This window comes from Candidatus Tachikawaea gelatinosa, from assembly GCF_000828815.1.
Lineage (GTDB): Bacteria > Pseudomonadota > Gammaproteobacteria > Enterobacterales > Enterobacteriaceae > Tachikawaea > Tachikawaea gelatinosa.
Map to the genome: position 1 here is coordinate 266404 of NZ_AP014521.1, position 23377 is coordinate 289780.

The window sequence follows — 23377 nt, forward strand, 5'->3', positions numbered from 1 at the left end:
AATCAAATATACCTAATTTTTTTTAAATTATGTATTAATAATATATTTTTTTTAATTGGCAACGAATTTATGCAAATATATGCATTATAATTATCAAAAAAAATTTAAAAAAAAACAATCACTAGTTAATCGCTATGAATTGCAATATAAATTAAAACGATCGATATACTGAATAATATTATCAGGTAATAAATTTTTGCATGATATCTTTTGATTAATTCTTAATCGAATATCAGTCGAAGATATATTATATAATGGAATTTTTGAGAACCAAATATAACCATGTGATTTATTAAATATAATATCTTTATTATAGATACGATTTTTATCAATCCATATTTTAGTAGAATGCTCATAATTTTTATGAGAAAAATTTAAACGCGGGCATACCAATAGATGACATAGTTTTAATAAATCTTGCCACTTATACCATAAGTGTATGTCAAATAAAGCATCTTTTCCAATAATAAATGCAATAGATGTTTTTTTTCCTAATTCCATACGAATTTTTTTTAAAATTTTAACAGTTTGACATACATGATTTATTTCAAATTCACGAAAATCGATATCAAATAACGGATCATTATCTATAGCATATTTTAACATTTTTAATCTATGATAACTAGGTGTTTTTGAAGGTATTCGATGAGAAGGTAAATGATTAGGTAAAAATGTTATCTTTTTTATTGTTAACTCATTTGCTAGAGCTTTAACAGAATTAATATGCCCATAATGTATGGGATCAAAAGTTCCACCAAAAAAAGCATAAAAATTAAGCATAACCAGGTTTAAAAATTTTTATATTAGCTAAAAATAATGAAATTCTTTCTAAAGTTATCCAAGTATTTTTATTATCATTTGTTTTAATATTTTTTTCAATTATTATTAATTGTTGAAAAATTTTAATAAAATCTTTTTTTATAAAATTATTAAATTTTTTGTAAAAAGATACATCTTTCATTATAGATAACATGTGTTTTTGTAAAATACGCAATAAAAGTAAAATTTCTATATTATTACTTTGCATCACTCGTAAAATATAAATAGTTTTTCGAACATTTTGAGAAAAAATAGCATTAATCCAATGAAAAGGCATAAAAAAAGATGAATTTTTAAATGTATTTTTAACCTTTAAATAAGAAACTTTTTTGTTTGGAAATAATAGTGTACAAATTTCCAATGTGTTATATAAATCTTCTATGTTATTTTCATAATATTGTTTGAATAAATCTAAAGTTTTTTGATCTAAAATTAGTTTTTTTTGATTAGCAATAAATAAAATAAAACTTGAAATATTATCTTGTTTATATATGTTACAATTAATTAATACATTATTTTTTTGAAAAAATTGAATTAATTTATCATTATATGATGATTTTCTTTGATCTTTTATTAAAAGAAATAATATATTTGTATAGGTTTGAATAATTTTTATTAGATCATTATCAATATTTATATGTTTTTTTTTATCATTATAGTTGATTATGAAAAGCTTTTTTTCATTAAATAAATTTAATGTTTTACATTCTAATATAATATTTTTTATAGAATCTTCTGTGATTAAATCAAAAGAAAAATGTTGAGTAAATCCTGCATTTATAGCAATACTTTTAAAGTATTTTTTATATTTATTTATTAAAATAGATTCATTGCCAAATAATAAATAATTTTTTTTAGCATTTTTTTTAAAAAAAAATGAATTAAATTCTTGAAAAGAAATTTTCATTAATTCTATCAAACATTTATTTAATAATATGTTATGAAATTTTTAATAAAAACTAAATTTAATAAAAATAGTTTTTATTAAATATAATATGTTTTATTTCATGTAATTTACAAGATAATTGCATTAATAAAATTAGCACTGACTATTCTAAAACAAAATTAATAATTTTTCTAGGTAAATAAAAAGTTTTTTTAATTTTATGTTTAATAAAATATTTTTCTAATTTTTTTTCATCAAAAATTTTTTTAGTAATTGTTTCTCTAGTATCATGAATATTTACGTTTATTTTAAAACGCATTTTTCCATTAATTTGAACTATTAAAATATATTTTTTTTGCTGTAATGCTTGTTTATCAACAGTAGGCCATGATACATAATCAATACTTTTTTCATTTTCTAAAGATTGCCATAAAACATAGCAAATATGAGGTGTAAAAGGATAAAGCATAAGAATTATCGATGATAAAGCTTCATTAATTAATAAATGATTTATGTTTTTTTTCTTTATTTGTTGAACAACCTCATTAGTTAATTCCATAATTGATGCTATAGCAGTATTAAAAGATTGACGTTTATGAAAATCATGAGTTACTTTTTCAATGGTTTTATGTATTTTAAAACGAAATAGTTGCTCACTATCATTTAAGTTATTTAAATTAATTGATTTTTTTTCTTTTTTTATATGTTCTTTGTATTGATACGTTAAGCTCCAAATTTTTTTTAAAAAACGATGAGCACCTATAATTCCTGATTCTTTCCACTCTATACTCAGTTCTACAGGAGCAGCAAACATAATAAATAAACGTAAAGTGTCAGCTCCATATTTTTGTATAATTAAACTTGGATCAATTCCATTATTTTTTGATTTTGACATTTTACTTATGCCATCATAAATTAATTGATTATTTTTATTATCATAAGCTTTAATTATGTTACCTTTTTGATCATATTTAACATGTACTTCTGATGGAGAAATCCAGTTCCGTTGTCCATTAATATCTTTATAATAAAAAGCATGATTTAATACCATACCTTGACACAATAATTTTTTAGCAGGTTCATTGGAACAAACTAATCCTATATCACGTAACATTTTATGAAAAAAACGAAAATACATTAAATGCATAATAGCATGTTCTATTCCTCCTATATATTGATCTATTGGTAACCAATAATTTGCTTTTTTAGTATCTACCATCCCGTTTTTATAATTAGCACAAGTATAGCGAATATAATACCAAGATGATTCAATAAACGTATCAAATGTATCAATTTCACGTAATGCAGGTTCTCCATTAAAAAAAATTTTTTGCCATTTATAATTAGTTTTTAAAAAATTTTTAGATGAATAAAAAATATTTTCAGGTAAAATAACGGGTAATTCACTTTCAGGAACAGTAACAATTTTACCATTTTTTAAATATATTACAGGAATAGGAGCACCCCAATATCGTTGTCTAGATATACTCCAATCACGTAAACGATATTTAATTTTACGAAAAATTATATTTTCTTTAGAAAGAATATCAAAAATATTTTTAGCAGCCTCAGTACAGTTCAAATCATTAAAATGATCAGAGTTAAATAATATATTATTTTTTTCTATATTTTTTTGAGCATTATATTTGATATTTGGTATACTGCCATCGTTATTTAAAATAACAGATTTAATTTTAATACCATATTTTTTAGCAAATTCCCAATCTCTTTGATCATGAGCAGGAACTCCCATTATTGCGCCTGTGCCATATTCTTTCAATACAAAATTTGTTATCCATACCGGTATTTTTTTTTTGGAAATAGGATGAATAGCAAAAATACCAGTGTTTATTCCTTTTTTTTCAATTGATGAAAAATCAGATTCCGATACTTTTATAGAATTACATTCTTTAATGAAATCTTTAAATAATTGATTTTTTTTAAAAAATATTTTTTTTGTTAAAGGATGATCAATAGATAAACCAATATAAGTTACACCCATAATGGTTTCATGTCTCGTAGTATAAATTGCAATTTTTTCTTTTTTTTTGTTATCAAATATTATATCAAAAAAAATTTCTACTCCTTCAGAACGACCAATCCAGTTTTTTTGCATTTTTTTTACTTTATCTGGCCAATCTAATTCTTTTAAATCATTTAATAATTCTTCTGCATACTTTGTTATCCTAATAAACCATTGATTAATTTTTTTTTTTTCTGTTTTTGCTTCACACCGCCAACATAAACCATTAATAACTTGTTCATTAGCTAAAACTGTTTTGTCATTAGGACACCAATTTACTGAAGTTTTTTTTTTATAAACTAAACCTTTTTTTAAAATTTTAATAAAAAACCATTGTTCCCATTTATAATAATCAGGCGAACAAGTAGTTATTTCACGACTCCAATCGTAAGCAAAACCCATGGATTTTAATTGCCTTTTCATTACATTGATGTTTTCTTTAGTCCAAACAGCAGGTGGTATATTATTTTTTAATGCTGCATTTTCTGCAGGCAGACCAAAAGCGTCCCAACCGATGGGTTGCAGAACATTTTCTCCTAACATACGATGATAACGAGAAATAACATCTCCAATCGTATAATTACGAATATGTCCCATATGTAAGCTTCCAGAAGGATATGGCAGCATAGAAAGACAATAATATTTTTTTTCTTTTTGATTTTCTAAAACTTTATAGGTTTTTTTTTTATGCCATATATTTTGAACAAAACTTTCTACATTTTTTGCAAAATATTCTTCTTTCATAAATACTTTATAACCTTATAAAAAATGCGTACTGTAATATTATATACAAAATTTAGTTATTCTTAATAGCAAATCTTATCTAAAAACTTAGTAAAAAAACATAAAAATTTTATTACTAAAGATATTTTTTTTATTTTAAATAATCGTTAATAAATTATTTTTAATATAATAAAAAAGTTAATTTGCATATAATAAAAAATTTAAAAAAAAATTCTTAATAAATAATTAATCTAAAGCGAATATATTCAATTTTTTTAAAAATATCATATTCATTTTAAATGAATTATTTATTAAAAATTAGGATGAAATTTTTAATAGATAAATTGCATCATTCAATAGATAAAAAAATTTATAGTAAAATTTATATAAACTGTAACCATAATTATGGTCATAATAGCTATATTATAAAAACATATTTTAATATAAAAAAATATTATGTTTTCTAACGAGAAATAAATTCCTTTGTTAATTGAAAAAAACGCTCTAATCCTTCTTCAATTTCTTCTTTTGTAATTAATAATGAAGGTGCAAAACGAATGACTTTATTTCCTGCGCTTAAAACAACTACACCTTTTGATACTTCTTTTAAAATATCATGAATTTTTATGATATATTTTGGCTTTAATACAGCTCCTATTAATAAACCTTTTCCTCTAATTTCTTGAAAAATTTTTAATTTTTTATTAATTTTATATAAAATTTTAAAAAAAAAGTGACCTTTATCAATAACTTTTTGCAAAAAATTTTTATTGTTAACGATATCAAACACTTTTTCTGCAATTGCGCATGCAAGAGGATTTCCTCCATAAGTTGTTCCATGAATACCAATTTCTACTAATTCGGAAATTTTATTAGTAGTAAGCATAGCACTAATTGGAAAACCTCCGCCTAAAGCTTTTGCTGTGGTTAAAATATCAGGAATTATTTTATAATGTTCATATGCAAATAATTTTCCAGTTCTTCCCATACCACTTTGTACTTCATCAAAAATTAAAAGCGCATTATATTTATTACAAATATCACGCAATCCTTTTATAAATTGAAAATTTGCAGGTCTAACACCTCCTTCTCCCTGAATAAGTTCTACTACAATAGCACAAGTATTTTTATCAACAACTGATTGTACGGCATTTAAATCATTAAAATTTACATGTAAAATATCAGGTACTTTTGGACCAAAATTATTGGAATACTTTTTTTGACCACCTACTGATACAGTAAAAAGAGTGCGACCATGAAATGATTGTTTAAATGCAATTATTTTTGTTTTTTTATTAGAAAAACGTTTAATAGAATAATAACGTGATAACTTAAAAGCGGCTTCATTAGCTTCAGCTCCAGAATTTGCAAAAAAAACTCGTTCAGCAAAAGTAGTATCTACAAGTTTTTTTGCTAAACGTAAAGCTGGTTCATTAGTAAATAAATTACTTGTATGCCAAATCATACAGCTTTGTTTTGTAATGATTTTTATTAAATCTGGATGACAATGTCCTAGCGCAGTTACAGCTATTCCACTAGCAAAATCAATATAATCTCTACCTTCCTGATCCCATATTCGACTACCTAATCCTTTTACTGGAATAAAAGAAGCAGGGTGATAGATTGGTAGCATTACTTCATCAAAAGTTTTACGCGTTATTATGTTTTTTTTTAATATCATTAAAATTCCCATTAAAGTTTTATAAATATTTAAATTAAGTTAAAAAATTATTAAATTTTTTACTATATAGAACATATATCTTTATATCGCTTTAAAAATTTTTATTATGTATTTAAAATATTTTTCCGTCTATATTAATAATTATAGATATTTTATTATAAATTAAGATATGAATGATCTTCTATAAGATAGCATATGTAATTTTTTTAGATTTTTTACTTTTTATATTATATAAATGTCTATATCACATGAATTTTTCATGTATTTAATATAATAAATATATAATTTAAAAATTTTAAGATAAATATTTTTTTGTAGTTTTATTATTAATGATTATATATGTTAATATACTAACAAATACATAAAATAAAAATTTTAATCTTAATAATTAATTAAACTTTTGTTAACTTTTAAATATAAAAATATTAAAAATAGAATAAATAACTATATTTAAAATAATTGTTTGTATAATTTATAAGATTTTTGCTATTTTATTGTATACACAATATATGAATTATTTTATTAGAATCTTATAATAATATTTTTATGATGAAATATATATTTTTCAAAATATTTTTAATGTTATTTCGATAATATAATTTTTACAAAACAACGCGTACCTTAAGTATTATATTGGTCTTTTTTTTTTGAAATATCGTAATAATAACTAAATAATACTACAAAATGTAATCTTATTACAATTTAATAAAAAAATTATTAATTTATATTAACTTTAAAAAACAATTTTTCAGAAAATAAAATATAAAACTATAAAAATAGTTATTCTAAATTTTATATTATTTTTCTAATATATTAATTGCTTCAGATTTTAATAAAATTGGAATTTTACTGCATATAGGGTAAACTAGTTGTTCTTTATGACATATTAGAAACTCTCTTTTATACAAAAGAAGCTGACCTTGACATACAGGGCAACTCAAAAAATTTAAAAAAAAACGATTCATTTCTTTCTCTTTCTACTTTGTTAAAATCGATATTAAAAAGTTATATTTTATGTGGTGAAATTTATCTAGCTTTAAATAATTTTTGAATTTTTTCTAATAAAAAAGATTGTGATTTTTTATCAAATTCAATATCTATCGGTAAAAACCACCAGTTTTTTCGTGCAAAACTTTGACATTTAATTGCATCTTTTTCTGTCATAATCAAAGACTCATCATTTTTAATCATTTTGTATAATTCTTTTTTTAAAAAAAAATAATGATCAGGAAATATAATTTTTTTTATAGGAATTACACCATTTTTTTTTAATATAGAGAAAAAACGATCAGGGTTAGCTATACCAGAAATTGCAACAATTTTGTTTAATTGTTTGGGAAAAACTTTAGATTCATCTATTATATTTATTGCAAATTTTGTTTTAACCCTCATACATAGTTCTTTTTTTTTAGGAACTCCTTGATTTATAATAACTACATCTACACTTCTTAAACGTTGAGTTCCTTCTCTCATTAGTTCTAAAGGTAAGAAAGATCTATTTTCAAAACGGTGTATATCATTATTTATCATTAATATTTCAAAATCTCGTGCTAATGCATAATGTTGTAAACCATCATCCGAAATAATGAGATCGACGTTATGTTTTTTTAAGATTAATTTAACAGCATCAGAACGTTTTGGAGCTACAGCAACTGGTACAGAAGTTTTTTTAAAAATCAATATTGGTTCATCTCCTACTTCTTGATAAGAAGTATTATTATTTACCAAAATAGGATAATTTTTAGATTTTCCACTATATCCTCTAGATATTACAGCTACAAAAAATTTTTTTTTCAATATGTTTGTTAACCAAATTACTAGCGGAGTTTTTCCATTTCCACCAACCGTTAAATTACCTATGATAATAACTGGAACAGGTGCTTTCCATTTTTTCAACCATCTTTTTTTATAAAGAATACGAATAATATATGTGATTGCCCTATATATTAAACTTAAAGGAAACAGGAATAAAAAAGAGAATAAACGATGTCTTTTCCAAACCTCATAATTTTTAATTATATTGCATTTTATATAGTTGAGAATATTTGCCATTTTTTTTTAATAAACTATTATGAGTACCCTTTTCTATAATTAGTCCATCTTCTAAAACTATAATTTCATCAGCTTTTTCAATAGTAGACAATCGATGTGCAATTACTAATAATGTACGATTTTTACAAATTTTATTTAAAACTAATTTAATTGAATATTCTGATTCGTTATCAAGAGTTGATGTTGCTTCATCTAGAATTAAAATAGGACATTTTCTAAATAATGCTCGTGCAATTGCAATACGTTGTTTTTGACCACCTGATAATATTGCTCCATTTTTACCTATAATAGTATCAAAACCATTTTTCATCTTCTTTATAAAATCTATTGCATGTGCCATTTCTGCTGCTTTTTCAATATCATTACGATTGTATCTTTTATCAAATGCATAAGAAATGTTATTTGCAATTGTATCATTAAATAAATAAATATCTTGCGATACCAACGCAAATTGGTTACGTAAATAACGCAATTGATATTTACGTAAATCATAACCGTCTAAAAAAATAGATCCATTTTTTATATCATAAAAACGGGTTAATAATTTTACTAAAGTGGATTTTCCAGAACCAGATTTCCCAACAAGACCAACCATTTTACCCGGAGATAATTTTAAATTAATTTTATGTAAAACTGGTGAATTAGATCCCGGATAAGTAAAGTTAACATTATAAAATTCTAAATATCCTTTAGCACACTCAATAACTTTTTTTCCATTATCATTTTCTTTTTTCTGATCGAGAATAGTAAAGATCGTTTGACAAGAAATCATACCTTTTTGAAATTGAGTATTTATGTTAGTTAAAGATTTTAAAGGACGCATTAAAGCAATCATACATGAAAATATTACAGTGATTATTCCTGGGGAAAGAGTACATATAATTTTAGGTAAACTAGATATATATAAAATAAAAGCTAATACTAAAGATAGAATAAATTGTATTATAGGATCAAAAATTGATAATGAAGAAACCAACTTCATATTTTGTTGACGAGTACGATTACTAATTTTTTCAAATCTTTTTTGTTCTAACTTTTGTCCTCCAAATATTAAAATTTCTTTATGACCTTTTAACATTTCTTCTGTACTATTTGTCACTTGGTCCATATTATTTTGCATTTTTTTACTAAAATTACGAAGTTTTTTTGAAAAAAAATGAATAGTTATCAAAACTATAGGAGAAAATAAAAGTAAAATTAAAGAAAGCTTCCAACTGTAATAAAACATCGTAATAAATAAAGCAATAATAGAAGTAGTTTCTCTAATTAAAATAATTAAAGCATTAGATGAAGCATCAGCAACTTGTTCTACATCATAAGTAACACGTGTTAATAAAGTCCCTATTGATTGCTGATCAAAAAATGCTACAGGTACTTGCATAATATGCTCAAATAAACGACGACGAATAGTCATAACAACTTTACTAGAAACCCAAGAAATAGAACAACTAGAAATATAGCTAGTAATTCCTCGAAAAAATATTAAAAAAACAATCTCTAATGATATCCATAAAATAATTTCATTTTTTTTACTAAATCCATTATCTAAAATTGGTTTTAAAAGTGAAATCAATAAAGTATCACAACCGGCGTTTAATATTAAATTGATTGCAGCTATAAATAAACCAATTTTATAAGGAGATATAACAGGCCATAATCTCCGAAAAGTTTGGAGAGTAGATTTTTTTTTTTCATACTTTTTTATTAAAAATTTTTATAGAACATAGTATTATTTTGAATAATTTTAATAAAAGTACTATGAATTTAATAAAGTTATCAATTTTTTCTATACAGTTATTAATAGAGACGCAATATTTTTTATTTTTTATAGAAGAGAGATAACCTAATAAAAAATTAATAATTTTTCATTTGTATCTCATTATCTCTCATAAAAATTATAAACAACATTTTTTAAAAAAATTATAAATAAATATCTAATAAAATATATTCTATTCTGATTTTGCAGCTTTAAATGCTTCAGCCATAGTATTTAAAAAACGATTTTCATCTTTTTTGTTAGTATTTTTAACATTTTTTTTATCAGATAAACGATTTTTTTTATTAATGATAAGATTAATAATTCTATTTTTTCTATCAATATTAACTAATTTAACATTGACTTTTTCTCCAATTTTTAAACTTTTTAAATATAAATTATCATTATTTTGATCATTTTCATCATTATCAGTGAAACGAATATATCCTTCAACACTATCTGATAGTGCTATTATTAAGTGTTTACTTGATATTTTTTTTATTTTTCCATCGACAATTGATCCCTTTTTATTTTTTATAAGATATGTATTAAATGGATCTTCTGATAAATGTTTAATACTTAAAGAAATACGTTCACGTTCAGCATCTACTTGTAACAAAACTGCAGTGATTTTTTCACCTTTTTTATATTTAGAAACAGCTTCTTCGCCACTGACGCTCCATGAAATATCAGATAAATGTACCAATCCATCGATTCCTCCATCAAGTCCAATAAATATTCCGAAATCAGTGATTGATTTAATTTTTCCTTCAACATGATCACCTTTTTTATAACGATCGGAAAATTCCTGCCATGGATTTATCTTACATTGCTTGAGACCTAAAGAAATACGACGGCGATCTTCATCAATATCTAAAACCATAATCTCAACTAAATCGTTAACATTTACAACTTTAGATGGATGAACATTCTTATTAGTCCAATCCATTTCAGAAACATGTACTAAACCTTCTACTCCTTCTTTTATTTCAACAAAACAACCATAATCTGTCAAATTTGTTACACGACCAGTTAGTTTTGTATTTTCAGGATATTGTTTAGCAATAGCTAACCATGGATCTTCTCCCATTTGTTTTAATCCAAGAGAAACACGTGTTCTTTCTTTATCAAACTTAAGAACTTTAACGATAACTTCTTCTCCTACGTTAACAATTTCACTAGGATGTTTAACACGTTTCCATGCCATATCAGTTATATGTAACAATCCATCTACACCACCTAAATCAATAAATGCACCATAATCAGTAAGATTTTTTACAATACCTTTAATATCTTTTCCTTCTTCTAAACTTGATAATATTTGATCTCTTTCAGTGTTATTTTCAGATTCAATGACAGCACGACGAGATACAACTACGTTATTTCTTTTTTTATCTAATTTTATTACTTTAAATTCTAATTCCTTACCTTCTAAATTTAAACCATCTCTTACAGGACGAATATCTACTAAAGAACCTGGTAAAAATGCGCGTACACCATTTATTTCAACAGTAAACCCACCCTTTACTTTACCATTTATTTTTCCAAATATTTTTGTTGATTCATTATAAACTTTTTCTAACGATACCCAAGCTTCATGTCTTTTTGCTTTTTCTCTCGATAGCAATGTTTCACCAAAGCCATCTTCAATAGCTTCTAATACAACATCTACTTTATCACCAATAGAAACTTCTATTTCACCTTGCGAATTTTTAAATTGTTCAGAGGGAATAGAAGATTCAGATTTTAATCCAGCATCTACAACAACAATATCCTTATCTATAGAAACAACTACCCCGCGAATAATAGCACCTGGACGAATTTCAATTTCTTTTAAAGACTCTTCAAAAAGTTGAGAAAAGGATTCAGTCATATTAATAATTTTTAAAAATTTTAAGTTAAAATCCATCTATTTTCCATATTAAATGAAATTTATTGAATGAAAACCTGCTTATTTCCAAAGCTAGGAATGAGTTATTTATTTTTTTTATATTTTATATTAAACCTATGACATATATATTGCAATGTAGTATCAATTATTTGCTCAATAGATATATTACTAGAATCTATAATTAAAGCATTTTTAGTTGGTTTTAATGGTGAAATTAGACGTTCTGTATCACGATTATCTCTCTTTTTTATTTCTTTGATAATATCTTGATTACGAATAAAAAATCCTTTTTTTTTTAATTGTAAAATACGACGTTTTGCACGAATCTTTATATTTGCATCAAGAAATATTTTAACTTTTGCATCTGGAAAAACAACCGATCCCATATCACGACCGTTTGCAATTAATCCAGGATATTGACGAAAATTTCGTTGTTTTTTTAAAAGATTATATCTGACTTGAGGATAAGTTGCCAAAATAGATGCTAATTCAGAAATATTTGGGGTATTTATATCATTAGTTATGTTTTTGTTATTTAACATGGTTATTAAAATATCATACTTTTTGATACAAGTAATATTTAAATTTAAAGCAATACTGGCTATTTTTTTTTCATACTCATAAGAATTAGGTTCATATTTTATTTGATTTTCTAAAAGAACTAAAGCTAAAGATCTATAAAAAATACCAGAATCTAATAAATGCCATTTCAAATAATTAGAAATATATTTAGATAAAGTACTTTTTCCAGAACTGCTTGAACCGTCAATAGCTATTACGGGAATTTTATTCATAATATATATTAAATAAACAAGAGTAAAAAAAGGTATATAAATTCTTGAGTAAGAATTAGGTAGTATAACTAATTTCTTTAAAAACTCTGAAAAAGTTTGGAAAAGTTTTTGAAACACATTTTGGATTAACAATAGTAACTGATTTATTAGATAAAGCTATTAAAGAAAAACACATTGCCATACGATGATCATTATATGTATTAATTTTAGCATGATGAAATTTTTTAGGCGGAGTAATTATTAAATAATTTTGTCCTTCTTCTATGCACGCTCCAATTTTTCTTAGTTCTGTTGTCATTGCTTTTAAACGGTCTGTTTCTTTAATGCGCCAATTATAAATATTTTTTAGTATAGTTGTTCCTTTTGCAAAAACAGCTACTATAGCTAAAGTCATTGCAGCATCTGGAATATGATTTACATCCATATTAATTGCCCTTAATTGACCATTTCTTTTACAAGTAATATTATTTTTACCCCAATAAATATTGGCTCCCATTTTCGCTAAAACATCTGCAAAAAAAATGTCACCTTGCAAACTATTTTTATTTATACCACTGACTTTTACTATTCCACCTTTTATTGCTCCTGCTGCTAAAAAATAAGACGCTGACGTCGCGTCTCCTTCGATTAAATAATTTTTAGGAGAAATGTATTGCTGATTACCTAATATAATAAATTTTTTATAAGAATCATGTTGTATTGTTATACCAAAATATTTTATTAAATTTAACGTGATATCAATATAAGGTTTCGAAACTAATTCATTTTTTATATAAATTGTAGTATTTTTTTTTGCTAAAGGTGCCATCATTAATAAAGCACTCAAAAATTGACTAGATAAATTTCCATTTAATTGAATATCTCCTCCAGTAAAACCTCCCTTTATTAATAAGGGTGGATAATTTTTTTTGCCAACATAATCAATTTTTGCTCCACCTTGAGTTAAAGCATCAACAAGATGAAAAATAGGTCTTTCAGTCATTCTTTGTTCACAAGTTAATAATATATTTTTATTTGCTAATGATAGCATTGCGGTTAAAGAACGCATTGCTGTACCAGCATTACCAAGGAATAATGTAATTAAATTATTACTTTTGGGATTTATTTTTTTTCCTTGACCAAACATTTTACAAATATTTAAATTTTCAGAAAATTCGTATTTTACATCTAAAATTTTTAGAGCATTTAACATATGTTCAACATCATCACTTTTTAAAAGATTTTCAATATTAGTTTTTCCATTTGCTATAGAAGATAAAAGTAATACTCTATTAGAAATACTTTTTGATCCAGGTAAATTAATATTACCATTAACATAATCTATAGGTTTTAAAGTTAGACTTTCGTGCATATAAAAAATCTCCAAAAATTTATAACTATAATAAAAATGGTTTATTAATCTATTAACATTAATATAATTTTTTTGTATTTAATACATATTTTCTTGAAAATCTATCATAAATTTAGCTAGTTTTTCTACTCCTTCAATAGGCATAGCGTTATAAATAGAAGCTCTTATCCCACCAATTATACGATGGCCTTGTAAACCATAAAGACCAATTTTTTGTGCATCTTTTAAAAACTTTTTCTCTAATTTTTTATTAAGTAATTGAAAAGAAATATTCATTAATGAACGATTATTATTAGAAATATGATTGATATATAGATCACTATTATCAATAGTTTTATATAATAATTCAGATTTTTTTTTATTAATATAATTTATTGTATGGATACCTCCATTTTTTTTTAACCATTTTAAAACTAATCCAGCTACATACCATGAAAAAGTAGATGGAGTATTAAACATAGATTCGTTTTCATAGAGTGTTTTATAATTAAGAATAGATGGAATATATTTATTTGTTATATTTAAAAGTTCTTCTCGTATAATAACGATCGTTAATCCAGCAATGCCTACGTTTTTTTGAGCACTAGCATAAATAAGATCATAATTATTAATATTAATAGGATATGCTAAAATTATTGAAGAAAAGTCAGCTACTACTATTTTTTTTTCAAATTTTGGTTCTTCATAAATTGCTATTCCTTCAATTGTTTCATTTGGACAATAATGTAAATATTTTGAATTTTTGCTTAAAATCCATTCTTTCATAGGAAGAATTGAACAAATATTATTATTTATAATTCTTGCATCTATTTTATTAGGAAGACAATATTTTTCTGCTTCTTTTTTTGCAGATAATGACCAATATCCAGTATTTATATAATCAGCAGTCATATTCTCTTTTGATAAGAGATTTCCAGGAACAGCTGAAAATTGAGCACGTGCTCCACCATGACAAAGTAATATCTTATAATTTTTAGGAATATTTAAAAGTTCGCGCAAATCTTGTTTAATAGTTTTTGACATTTCTATAAATTCTTTACTACGATGACTGATTTCCATAACAGATACACCTAGTGAATGCCAATTAGGTATTTCTTTTTTTATTGTTTGTACTACTTCAAATGGAATCATGGAAGGACCAGCACTAAAATTATATATTTTTTTCATTATTTTTACCATAAAATTTAAGTTTTATAAATTGCAAAAAATAGCTGAAAACTATCTTTTTTAACTATTATTAAATATAATATGTTATTATTAGTGGGTTTTTTTATATGATTTCTATAAAAATACCTATATTATTATTAATTTTTTTTTAAATAAAAAAATTCACATCACACCTTTATTTAAAAATAACAAACATTTAATTTAACTTTTTATAAAAATTATAAAGAATGATAACTATCTGATAAATATTATATTGTAAAAAATTTATATTGTAGATTTATAAAAGTACAAATATTGTAAAAAAATATAATATAATTCAAATTATTAATAAAAAACATTTTTAGAAAAATGTGTATTCGTAGAAATTTTTAAAAAATTAAAAAAACTAAAAAAATAGATTTAGAATTGTATCATAATATTTATAACGGATAATATTTATTTCTAGTTAAAGTAACTATTTATATGATTTTATACAAAATAACTAAAATAAATAATTCAATTATTTTAAAAAATTTAAAATATATAAATACGTTAAATACACAAAATATCTCATTATTAATATCTCATTTTTAAAATTTTATTAAAATTACAATAATAGGACATCTATATCAATGAGCTTATTCTTAAATTAATTATTTTAAACTATAAATAAAATGTAAAAATTTAAACTATTTACATAAAAGGAATATCTCATGTCAGAGATTTTGTATAATAAAGATGTAGATCCAATTGAAACAAATGATTGGATACAGGCTATTGAATCAGTTATTTATGAAGAAGGATCTCAACGTGCACAATTTTTAATAAATAAAATTTTAATCACTGCTCTTAAAAATAATATAAAAATAAATACCACAATTAATAACAGTGAATATATTAATACTATACCTGCTGAAAATGAACCAAAGTATCCAGGAGATTTAGAAATAGAATATCGTATTCGTTCAGCCATTCGTTGGAATGCAATTATGATGGTTTTAAGAGCATCAAAAAAAAAGTTAGAATTAGGCGGTCATATATCTTCTTTTCAATCATCTGCAACAATATATGAAGTCTGTTTTAACCATTTTTTTCGTGCAAGTAATGATACAGATATAGGAGATTTAGTTTATTTTCAAGGTCATATTGCTCCTGGAATTTATGCTCGTGCTTTTATTGAGGGAAGATTGACAGAAGATCAGCTTAATAACTTTCGTCAAGAAGTAAATGGCCAAGGTTTATCATCCTATCCGCATCCTAAATTAATGCCTAATTTTTGGCAATTTCCTACGGTTTCTATGGGTTTGGGTTCAATTTCTGCTATTTATCAAGCAAAATTTTTAAAATATTTAGAACATAGAGGATTAAAAAAAACATCGAAACAAACTGTTTACGCTTTCTTAGGTGATGGAGAAATGGATGAACCAGAATCAAAAGGTGCTATTAATATAGCAACACGCGATAAACTTGATAATTTAATTTTTATTATTAACTGTAATTTACAACGTTTAGATGGTCCAGTTGTAGGAAATGGAAAAATCATAAATGAATTAGAAGAAATTTTTAAAGGAGCTGGATGGAAAATTATAAAAGTTATTTGGGGCGATAAATGGGATGTATTATTACAAAAAGATACTAGCGGAAAATTAATTAAGTTGATGAATGAAACTTTAGATGGTGATTATCAAAATTTAAAATCTAGAGATGGAGCTTATATACGTGAAAATTTTTTTGGTAAATACCCTGAAGTTTATAAATTAGTACAAGATTTAACAGATAAAGAGATATCTTCTTTGAATCTTGGAGGACATGATTCTAAAAAAATTTATGCTGCTTTCAAAAAAGCAAAAAGTATTAACAATAAACCTGTGGTTATTTTAATTCATACAACTAAAGGTTATGGTATGGGTGATATTGCAGAGGGTAAAAATATTGCTCATCAAATTAAGGATATTGATAGCAATAATATTCGATATATTCGTGATCGTTTTAATATTCCTATACCAGATAGCAAAATAGATGAATTACCTTATATTACATTTGATCCTCAATCAAAAGAATACGAATATTTACATAATAAACGTAAAAAATTAGGAGGATATTTACCTTATCGTCGCCAATATTTTAAAGAAAAATTAGTATTACCTAGTTTAGAAATTTTTGAATCACTTTTTGTGAAACAAAATAAGATGATTTCAACAACTATTGCTTTTGTGCGTATTTTAAACATCTTAATAAATAAATCTGATATAAAAAATAGATTAGTACCTATTTTAGCTGATGAAGCACGTACTTTTGGAATGGAAGGATTGTTTAGAAAAATTGGTATTTATAATTCTCATGGTCAAAAATATGTACCTCAAGATTTTGATCAACTTGCTTACTATAAAGAAGATAAAAAAGGACAAATATTGCAAGAAGGTATAAATGAACTAGGTGCTGGTGCTTCGTGGCTTGCCGCTTCAACTTCTTATAGTACTAATAATTTTCCTATGATTCCTTTTTATATTTATTACTCAATATTTGGTTTTCAAAGAATCGGGGATCTTTTATGGGCAGCTGGAGATCAACAAGCTAGAGGTTTTTTAATTGGAGGAACTTCGGGAAGAACTACATTAAACGGGGAAGGTTTGCAACATGAAGATGGACATAGTCATATTCAATCATTAACAGTACCAAACTGTATTTCTTATGATCCTGCTTATGCTTATGAACTAGCTATTATTATTCATAATGGATTAATTAGAATGTATGGCGAACAACAAGAAAATATTTATTATTATATTACTACTAATAATGAAAATTATTATATGCCAGAAAAATTACAAAATATAGAAGAAGGTATCATTAAAGGTATATATAAATTAGAATCATTAGATGGTAAAAAAGGTAAAGTTCAACTTTTAGGATCAGGTTCAATTTTGCAAAATTTAAGAAAAGCTGCAAAAATTCTTTCAGAAGAATATAATATTAGTTCTGATGTTTATAGCGTTACCTCCTTTACTGAATTAGCAAGAGAAGGTCAAGATTGTAAACGTTGGAACATGTTAAATCCAACAAAAAAACCACGATGTCCTTATATAAGTAAAATTATGAATGATGCTCCTGCTATTGCGTGTACAGATTATATGAAATTATTTTGTGAACAAATACGTGATTATATTCCTACTAAAAGATATAAAGTTTTAGGAACAGATGGATATGGTTTATCTGATAGTCGAGAAAATTTACGTACTTATTTTGAAATTAATGAATATTATATCGTTGTTGCTGCTTTGTATGAATTATCATATGAAAATTTTATAGAAAAAAGTATAGTAGAAAAAGCTATTGACAGATTTAATATTAATATAAAAAAAAGAAATCCACGTCTAGCATAAAATAAGGAAATAAAAATAATGGATTACGAAATTAAATTACCAGATATTGGACATAATATTGCTGAAGTTATTGAAATTTTAGTAAAAGTCGGGGATCATATTCAGCAAGAACAATCTTTAATAATTATTGAAGACAATAAAGCTTCTATTGAAGTGCCTTCTCCTCAATCAGGTATTATAAAACACATTAATGTTAATATTGGAGAAAAAATTAAAACTGGATCAATAATTATGGTTTTAGATTTATTAACGAATGAAGTACAAAAGAAAAAACAAAATGATAGTAAAAAATATCAAACAATTGTATTACCTAATATTTCTAATGAATCAGTAGAAGTTATAGATATTTTTGTAAAAAAAGGAGAAATAATTAAAAAAGAACAATCTATAATAAGCGTTGAAGGGAATAAAGCATCTATAGAAATACCTTCTCCTTTTGAAGGTGTTGTTAATAAAATATTAATAAACGTAGGAGAAAAAATAACAGAAGGTACAGAAATTTTAATACTTGAAGAAGTAATAAAATCTATCGTAGATAAAGTTATCTTATCAAAAGAATTAAAAAAAGATATTAATATTAAAAAAAATAAATATGTTCATGCCACTCCTTTGATTCGTCGAATTGCTCGAAAATTTTGTATTAATTTAGAAAAAGTAAAAGCAACTGGTAGAAAAAATAGAATATTAAAAGAAGATATTCAAAAACATATTGCAAATATAGCTGATCTTTCTAAAACAAAAGATAATTTTCACTTAAATGATAAAATAATATCTCACCATACTGAAAAATCTATTAACTATAATTTTCAAGAGTTCGGTGAGGTAGAAGAGTTAAAATTAACTAGTGTTCAAAAAATTTCTGGTATGCGTTTGAGTAATAATTGGAAAAATATTCCACATGTCACACAATATGATGAAGTAGATATTACAGATCTAGAAAATTTTCGTAAAAAACAAAATCTTGAGTTAAAATTACAAACAAAAGTTACACTTTTATCTTTTATAATAAAAGCATTATCTAAAACTTTAAAAAAATTTCCTAAATTTAATAGTTCATTATCAATTGATAAAAATAAAATAATTTTAAAAAAATATTACAATATAGGAATTGCAGTTGAAACAAAAAAAGGATTGATTGTACCAGTTATTAAAGATGTCTTGTACAAAGGAATTGTAGATTTATCTAGTGAAATATTGCAAATAATTTTAAAAGCACGAGAATGTAAATTAAAAACATCTGAAATGAATGGAGGTTGTTTTACAATTTCAAGTTTAGGCAATCTTGGAGGAACTGCATTTTCTCCTATCATTAATGCACCAGAAGTAGGAATATTAGGAATATCACGTGCTTCAATAAAACCTCTTTGGGACGGTAAAGAATTTATTCCACGATTAATTCTTCCTTTATCGTTATCTTTTGATCATCGTGTAATTGATGGTGCTGATGGAGTACGCTTTATAAAATATATCAATAAAATGCTTTCAGATATTCGTTATTTAATTATGTAAATAGTTTTGTAATCCATTTATAATTATTAACCGTATAAATGTTTGTTATTATAACTAAATAAAATTGTATTTTAAAAAGTATACATATAGGAACTATTTATATGAAAAATAAAGAAATTAAGACTCAAGTATTAGTCTTAGGAGCGGGACCAGCTGGATATTCTGCAGCTTTTAGATGTTCGGATTTAGGTCTAAAAACATTGATTGTTGAAAAATATGATACATTAGGTGGTGTATGTTTAAATGTAGGATGTATTCCTTCAAAAACTTTATTACACATCTCTAAAGTTTTCGAAGAAATAAAAAAATTGCAAAAGTTAGATGTTTTTTCAAAAATTCCATCTATTAATTTAGAAAAAATTGTTCCTTTTAAAACAAAAAAAATTGATTATTTAACAAAAAATCTTTCTATAATGGCAAAAAAACGTAACATTAATATTATTAATGGTTTAGGAAAATTTTCTAATAATGAATCTTTAACTATTAATAGTAATAATTCTTTAACAACTATTTTTTTTGATTACGCTATAATTGCAACTGGATCTAAACCAGTAAAATGTCCATTTTTAGATAGTAATATAAAAAATTCACGAATGTGGGATTCTACTGATGCTTTAAATGTTCCATTGATACCAAAAAGAATGTTAGTATTAGGTGGGGGAATTATTGGTTTAGAGATGAGTACAATTTATCAAACTTTTGGCACTAATATTGATATTGTTGAAACAACTGATCAAATAATTCCTATTATAGATAGAGATGTAGCTATTTTTTTTAAAAAAGTTTTTGAAAAAAAAGTTAATTTCATGTTAGAAACTAAAATCAGTTCTTTAGAAATTAAAGAAAATGGAATAGATGTATGTATTCAAAAAAAAAATGGAGTTATTGAAAATAAATTTTATGATGTTATCCTTTCTGCTATTGGAAGGTCACCTAATACTAAAAACATAGGGTTAGAGAAAATAGATGTCAATATTAATTCTGAAGGATTTATTATTGTTGACAAACAAATGAAGACAACAAACGATAATATTTATGCTGTAGGTGATGTTACAGGACAACCAATGTTAGCACATAAAGGAGTACACGAAGGTCACATTGCAGCTGAAGTTATTGCCGGAAAAAAACATTATTTTGATCCTAAAGTTATACCATCTATTGCTTATACTGAACCTGAAATTGGCTGGGTAGGAATAACTGAAAAAGTTGCAAAACAAGAAAAAATAAATTATAAAACTGCTATTTTTCCTTGGAAAGCATCAGGACGTGCAATTGCTTCATGTTGTGAAACTGGAATAACCAAACTAATTTTTGATAAAGATAATCATAGAGTTATTGGAGGATCTGTAGTAGGTACAAATGGTGGAGAATTATTAGGAGAAATTTCTCTAGCTATTGAAATGGGCTGTTATGCTGAAGATCTCGCTTTAACAATTCATGCACATCCTACTTTATATGAATCTATTGGATTAACAGCGGAAATATTTGAAGGAACTATAACCGATTTGCTAAATGTCAAAAATAAAGATATTAATTAGCATTTTTTCAAAATTTTAAATTTAGCTGATCTATATTAGTGTATTTCTTACTAATTAAAAAAAAATATGAGAAATTTAAATTGTGATTTTAAATAACATTTGGTATGAATCTCTTTACTCCAATTTTGGACAATATTTTAAAATTAATAAAAAAATTTATTCTAAAAAAACAAAATATCAAGATTTATTAATTTTTGAAAATGAAAATTTTGGACGTGTTATGACTTTAAATGGAATTGTACAAACTACCGAATCCGATGAGTTTATTTACCATGAGATGATGACTCATGTTCCATTATTAGCACATGGAGAAGTTAAAAAAGTTTTAATTTTTGGAGGTGGTGATGGAGGTATTGTTAGAGAAGTATTACGATATGAATGCATAAAAAAAATATTTATGGTTGAAATTGATATTGATGTTATTAAAGCTTCTCAAAAATATTTACCTAAACATAATTTAGGAGCTTATAAGGATAAACGTTTAAATATCATTATTGATGATGGTTTAAATTTTTTAAAAACTTCTAGTGAAAAATTTGACGTAATCATTTCTGATTGTACTGATCCAATTGGTCCAGGAAAAAATCTTTTTACTTATGATTTTTATATGGGTTGCAAGAAATTATTAAAAGAAAATGGTATTTTTATTGCTCAAAATGGTGTTTGTTTTTTACAATATGATGAATCTGTTAGTTCTTATGCAATTTTAAAAAAAATATTTCAAGATGTCAGATTTTATCAAGCTGCAATTCCTAGTTATTATGGCGGTAATATGAATTTTATTTGGGCAACTGATAATATAATGTTAAAAAAAATTAGTGCTTTAACTTTAAAAAAACGTTTAGATTTTTTTAAATTACATTGTCTTTATTATAATCATAATATTCATATTAATAGTTTTTGTTTACCACAATACTTTTTTAAAATGTTATCAGATATAAGCTGATTAGTCTTTTATAAAAAGGAGTATAAAAAATTGCAACAGCCGAAATTATATGGTTTTAATAATTTAACAAAAAGCTTAAACTTTTGTATTTATGATATTTGTTATGCAAACACAAAAAAAGCATGTCATAATTATATTACTTATATCGATAAAAAATATAACACTAGCTCTTTTACAGAAATTTTAGTAAAAGTATGTTCTATAATTGGAGCAAATATTTTAAATATTTCTCGTCAAGATTATACACCTCAAGGTGCAAGTGTGAACTTATTAGTTGGCGAAAGTCCTATTACTACTCCCTCAGTAAAAAATATTACTCCCTCAGTAAAAAATATTACTCCCTCAGTAAACAATATTGCATCCAAAAAATTAAAAAATTTATCAAATTCTGTAGTTTTTCATCTTGATAAAAGTCATATTTGTGTACACACTTATCCTGAAATCCATCCAAAAGAAGGTATTTGTAGTTTTCGTGCAGATATTGATATTTCAACCTGTGGTTTAATTTCTCCTTTAAAAGCTTTAAATTATTTAATTAATCATTTAGATTCAGATATTATTACTATTGATTATCGTATTCGTGGTTTTACTCGAGATATTAATGGAAAAAAGCATTTTATTGATCATAAAATTTATTCTATTCAGAATTTTATGTCAATGGATATTTTGTCAATGTATGATACTACAGATGTAAATTTTTATAAGGAAAACACTTATCATACAAAAATGGTGTCAAAAAATTTTGATTTAAAAAATCATCTCTTTCAAACTACAAAAAAAGATTTTACTAATAAGGAATACCAAAGAGTTTCAACTTTATTATGGAAAGAAATACACGAAATTTATCAAAGCCAAAATTTTTCTTCATAAAAAACATTTAAT

At 24.3% G+C, this 23377-nt stretch carries 16 protein-coding genes; 5 read left to right on the plus strand and 11 right to left on the minus strand.

The features are described 5' to 3' along the window. Nucleotides 1–132: 132 nt before the first annotated feature. The 11 genes from nadD to serC all read right to left on the minus strand — a co-directional run bounded on the left by nadD (nt 133) and on the right by serC (nt 15143). A complete protein-coding gene (nadD, locus tag TGUWTKB_RS01265; RefSeq protein WP_041062758.1) occupies nt 133–780 on the minus strand; it encodes a nicotinate-nucleotide adenylyltransferase in 648 nt (215 codons plus the stop codon). After that, nucleotides 773–1726, minus strand: a complete 954-nt coding sequence (holA, locus tag TGUWTKB_RS01270) for a DNA polymerase III subunit delta (RefSeq protein WP_041062760.1) — start codon at nt 1724–1726, stop codon at nt 773–775. Before holA ends, nadD begins: the two co-directional genes overlap by 8 nt. Nucleotides 1727–1868: 142 nt before the next feature. After that, complete coding sequence (gene leuS / locus TGUWTKB_RS01275; RefSeq protein ID WP_041062763.1) at nt 1869–4472, minus strand: leucine--tRNA ligase; 2604 nt, start codon at nt 4470–4472, stop codon at nt 1869–1871. 442 nt (nt 4473–4914) lie between these two features. Then, entirely contained in the window at nt 4915–6132 is a 1218-nt protein-coding gene (locus TGUWTKB_RS01280; protein WP_041062766.1) for an acetylornithine/succinyldiaminopimelate transaminase, read from the minus strand. 797 nt (nt 6133–6929) lie between these two features. Beyond that, entirely contained in the window at nt 6930–7097 is a 168-nt protein-coding gene (locus tag TGUWTKB_RS03445) for a Trm112 family protein (RefSeq protein ID WP_148310633.1), read from the minus strand. A 61-nt stretch (nt 7098–7158) separates the two neighbouring features. Then, complete coding sequence (gene lpxK, locus TGUWTKB_RS01285; protein WP_052459537.1) at nt 7159–8184, minus strand: tetraacyldisaccharide 4'-kinase; 1026 nt, start codon at nt 8182–8184, stop codon at nt 7159–7161. Next, nucleotides 8144–9889, minus strand: coding sequence for a lipid A ABC transporter ATP-binding protein/permease MsbA (gene msbA, locus TGUWTKB_RS01290; RefSeq protein WP_041062769.1), 1746 nt, complete (start codon nt 9887–9889; stop codon nt 8144–8146). The genes lpxK and msbA overlap by 41 nt, the downstream gene beginning before the upstream one ends. A 244-nt stretch (nt 9890–10133) precedes the next feature. Beyond that, the gene (rpsA, locus tag TGUWTKB_RS01295) at nt 10134–11849 is read right to left on the minus strand and encodes a 30S ribosomal protein S1 (protein ID WP_408605737.1); all 1716 of its coding nucleotides are present in this window, start codon (nt 11847–11849) and stop codon (nt 10134–10136) included. Between the two features lie 65 nt (nt 11850–11914). Then, nucleotides 11915–12625, minus strand: a complete 711-nt coding sequence (gene cmk, locus TGUWTKB_RS01300; RefSeq protein ID WP_041063551.1) for a (d)CMP kinase — start codon at nt 12623–12625, stop codon at nt 11915–11917. A gap of 55 nt (nt 12626–12680) precedes the next feature. Then, the gene (gene aroA, locus TGUWTKB_RS01305; protein WP_041062772.1) at nt 12681–13976 is read right to left on the minus strand and encodes a 3-phosphoshikimate 1-carboxyvinyltransferase; all 1296 of its coding nucleotides are present in this window, start codon (nt 13974–13976) and stop codon (nt 12681–12683) included. A gap of 78 nt (nt 13977–14054) precedes the next feature. Continuing rightward, nucleotides 14055–15143 (minus strand): 3-phosphoserine/phosphohydroxythreonine transaminase, encoded by a 1089-nt coding sequence (serC, locus tag TGUWTKB_RS01310; RefSeq protein ID WP_041062775.1) that lies wholly within the window; start codon nt 15141–15143, stop codon nt 14055–14057. Nucleotides 15144–15835: 692 nt separating this feature from the next. Here serC and aceE point away from each other — a divergent pair. The 5 genes from aceE (at nt 15836) to speD (ending at nt 23365) form a co-directional block, all read left to right on the plus strand. Next, the gene (aceE, locus tag TGUWTKB_RS01315; RefSeq protein ID WP_041062778.1) at nt 15836–18502 is read left to right on the plus strand and encodes a pyruvate dehydrogenase (acetyl-transferring), homodimeric type; all 2667 of its coding nucleotides are present in this window, start codon (nt 15836–15838) and stop codon (nt 18500–18502) included. Between the two features lie 18 nt (nt 18503–18520). Then, nucleotides 18521–20011, plus strand: coding sequence for a 2-oxo acid dehydrogenase subunit E2 (locus TGUWTKB_RS01320; protein ID WP_052459539.1), 1491 nt, complete (start codon nt 18521–18523; stop codon nt 20009–20011). Nucleotides 20012–20112: 101 nt separating this feature from the next. Continuing rightward, complete coding sequence (gene lpdA / locus TGUWTKB_RS01325; protein WP_041062780.1) at nt 20113–21549, plus strand: dihydrolipoyl dehydrogenase; 1437 nt, start codon at nt 20113–20115, stop codon at nt 21547–21549. Nucleotides 21550–21631: 82 nt separating this feature from the next. After that, a complete protein-coding gene (speE, locus tag TGUWTKB_RS01330; protein WP_041062783.1) occupies nt 21632–22495 on the plus strand; it encodes a polyamine aminopropyltransferase in 864 nt (287 codons plus the stop codon). 30 nt (nt 22496–22525) lie between these two features. Next, entirely contained in the window at nt 22526–23365 is an 840-nt protein-coding gene (gene speD, locus TGUWTKB_RS01335) for an adenosylmethionine decarboxylase (RefSeq protein ID WP_041062786.1), read from the plus strand. The last annotated feature ends 12 nt before the right edge of the window (nt 23366–23377 follow it).

What these genes read in the sequence shown, in the direction of transcription:
- aceE (WP_041062778.1), top strand. Translation starts at nt 15,836, where the DNA reads ATGTCAGAGATTTTGTATAATAAAGATGTAGATCCAATTGAAACAAAT.
- TGUWTKB_RS01320 (WP_052459539.1), top strand. Translation starts at nt 18,521, where the DNA reads ATGGATTACGAAATTAAATTACCAGATATTGGACATAATATTGCTGAA.
- rpsA (WP_408605737.1), bottom strand. Translation starts at nt 11,849, where the DNA reads ATGGATTTTAACTTAAAATTTTTAAAAATTATTAATATGACTGAATCC.
- TGUWTKB_RS03445 (WP_148310633.1), bottom strand. Translation starts at nt 7,097, where the DNA reads ATGAATCGTTTTTTTTTAAATTTTTTGAGTTGCCCTGTATGTCAAGGT.
- lpxK (WP_052459537.1), bottom strand. Translation starts at nt 8,184, where the DNA reads ATGGCAAATATTCTCAACTATATAAAATGCAATATAATTAAAAATTAT.
- lpdA (WP_041062780.1), top strand. Translation starts at nt 20,113, where the DNA reads ATGAAAAATAAAGAAATTAAGACTCAAGTATTAGTCTTAGGAGCGGGA.
- aroA (WP_041062772.1), bottom strand. Translation starts at nt 13,976, where the DNA reads ATGCACGAAAGTCTAACTTTAAAACCTATAGATTATGTTAATGGTAAT.
- leuS (WP_041062763.1), bottom strand. Translation starts at nt 4,472, where the DNA reads ATGAAAGAAGAATATTTTGCAAAAAATGTAGAAAGTTTTGTTCAAAAT.
- nadD (WP_041062758.1), bottom strand. Translation starts at nt 780, where the DNA reads ATGCTTAATTTTTATGCTTTTTTTGGTGGAACTTTTGATCCCATACAT.
- serC (WP_041062775.1), bottom strand. Translation starts at nt 15,143, where the DNA reads ATGAAAAAAATATATAATTTTAGTGCTGGTCCTTCCATGATTCCATTT.
- cmk (WP_041063551.1), bottom strand. Translation starts at nt 12,625, where the DNA reads ATGAATAAAATTCCCGTAATAGCTATTGACGGTTCAAGCAGTTCTGGA.
- holA (WP_041062760.1), bottom strand. Translation starts at nt 1,726, where the DNA reads ATGAAAATTTCTTTTCAAGAATTTAATTCATTTTTTTTTAAAAAAAAT.
- TGUWTKB_RS01280 (WP_041062766.1), bottom strand. Translation starts at nt 6,132, where the DNA reads ATGATATTAAAAAAAAACATAATAACGCGTAAAACTTTTGATGAAGTA.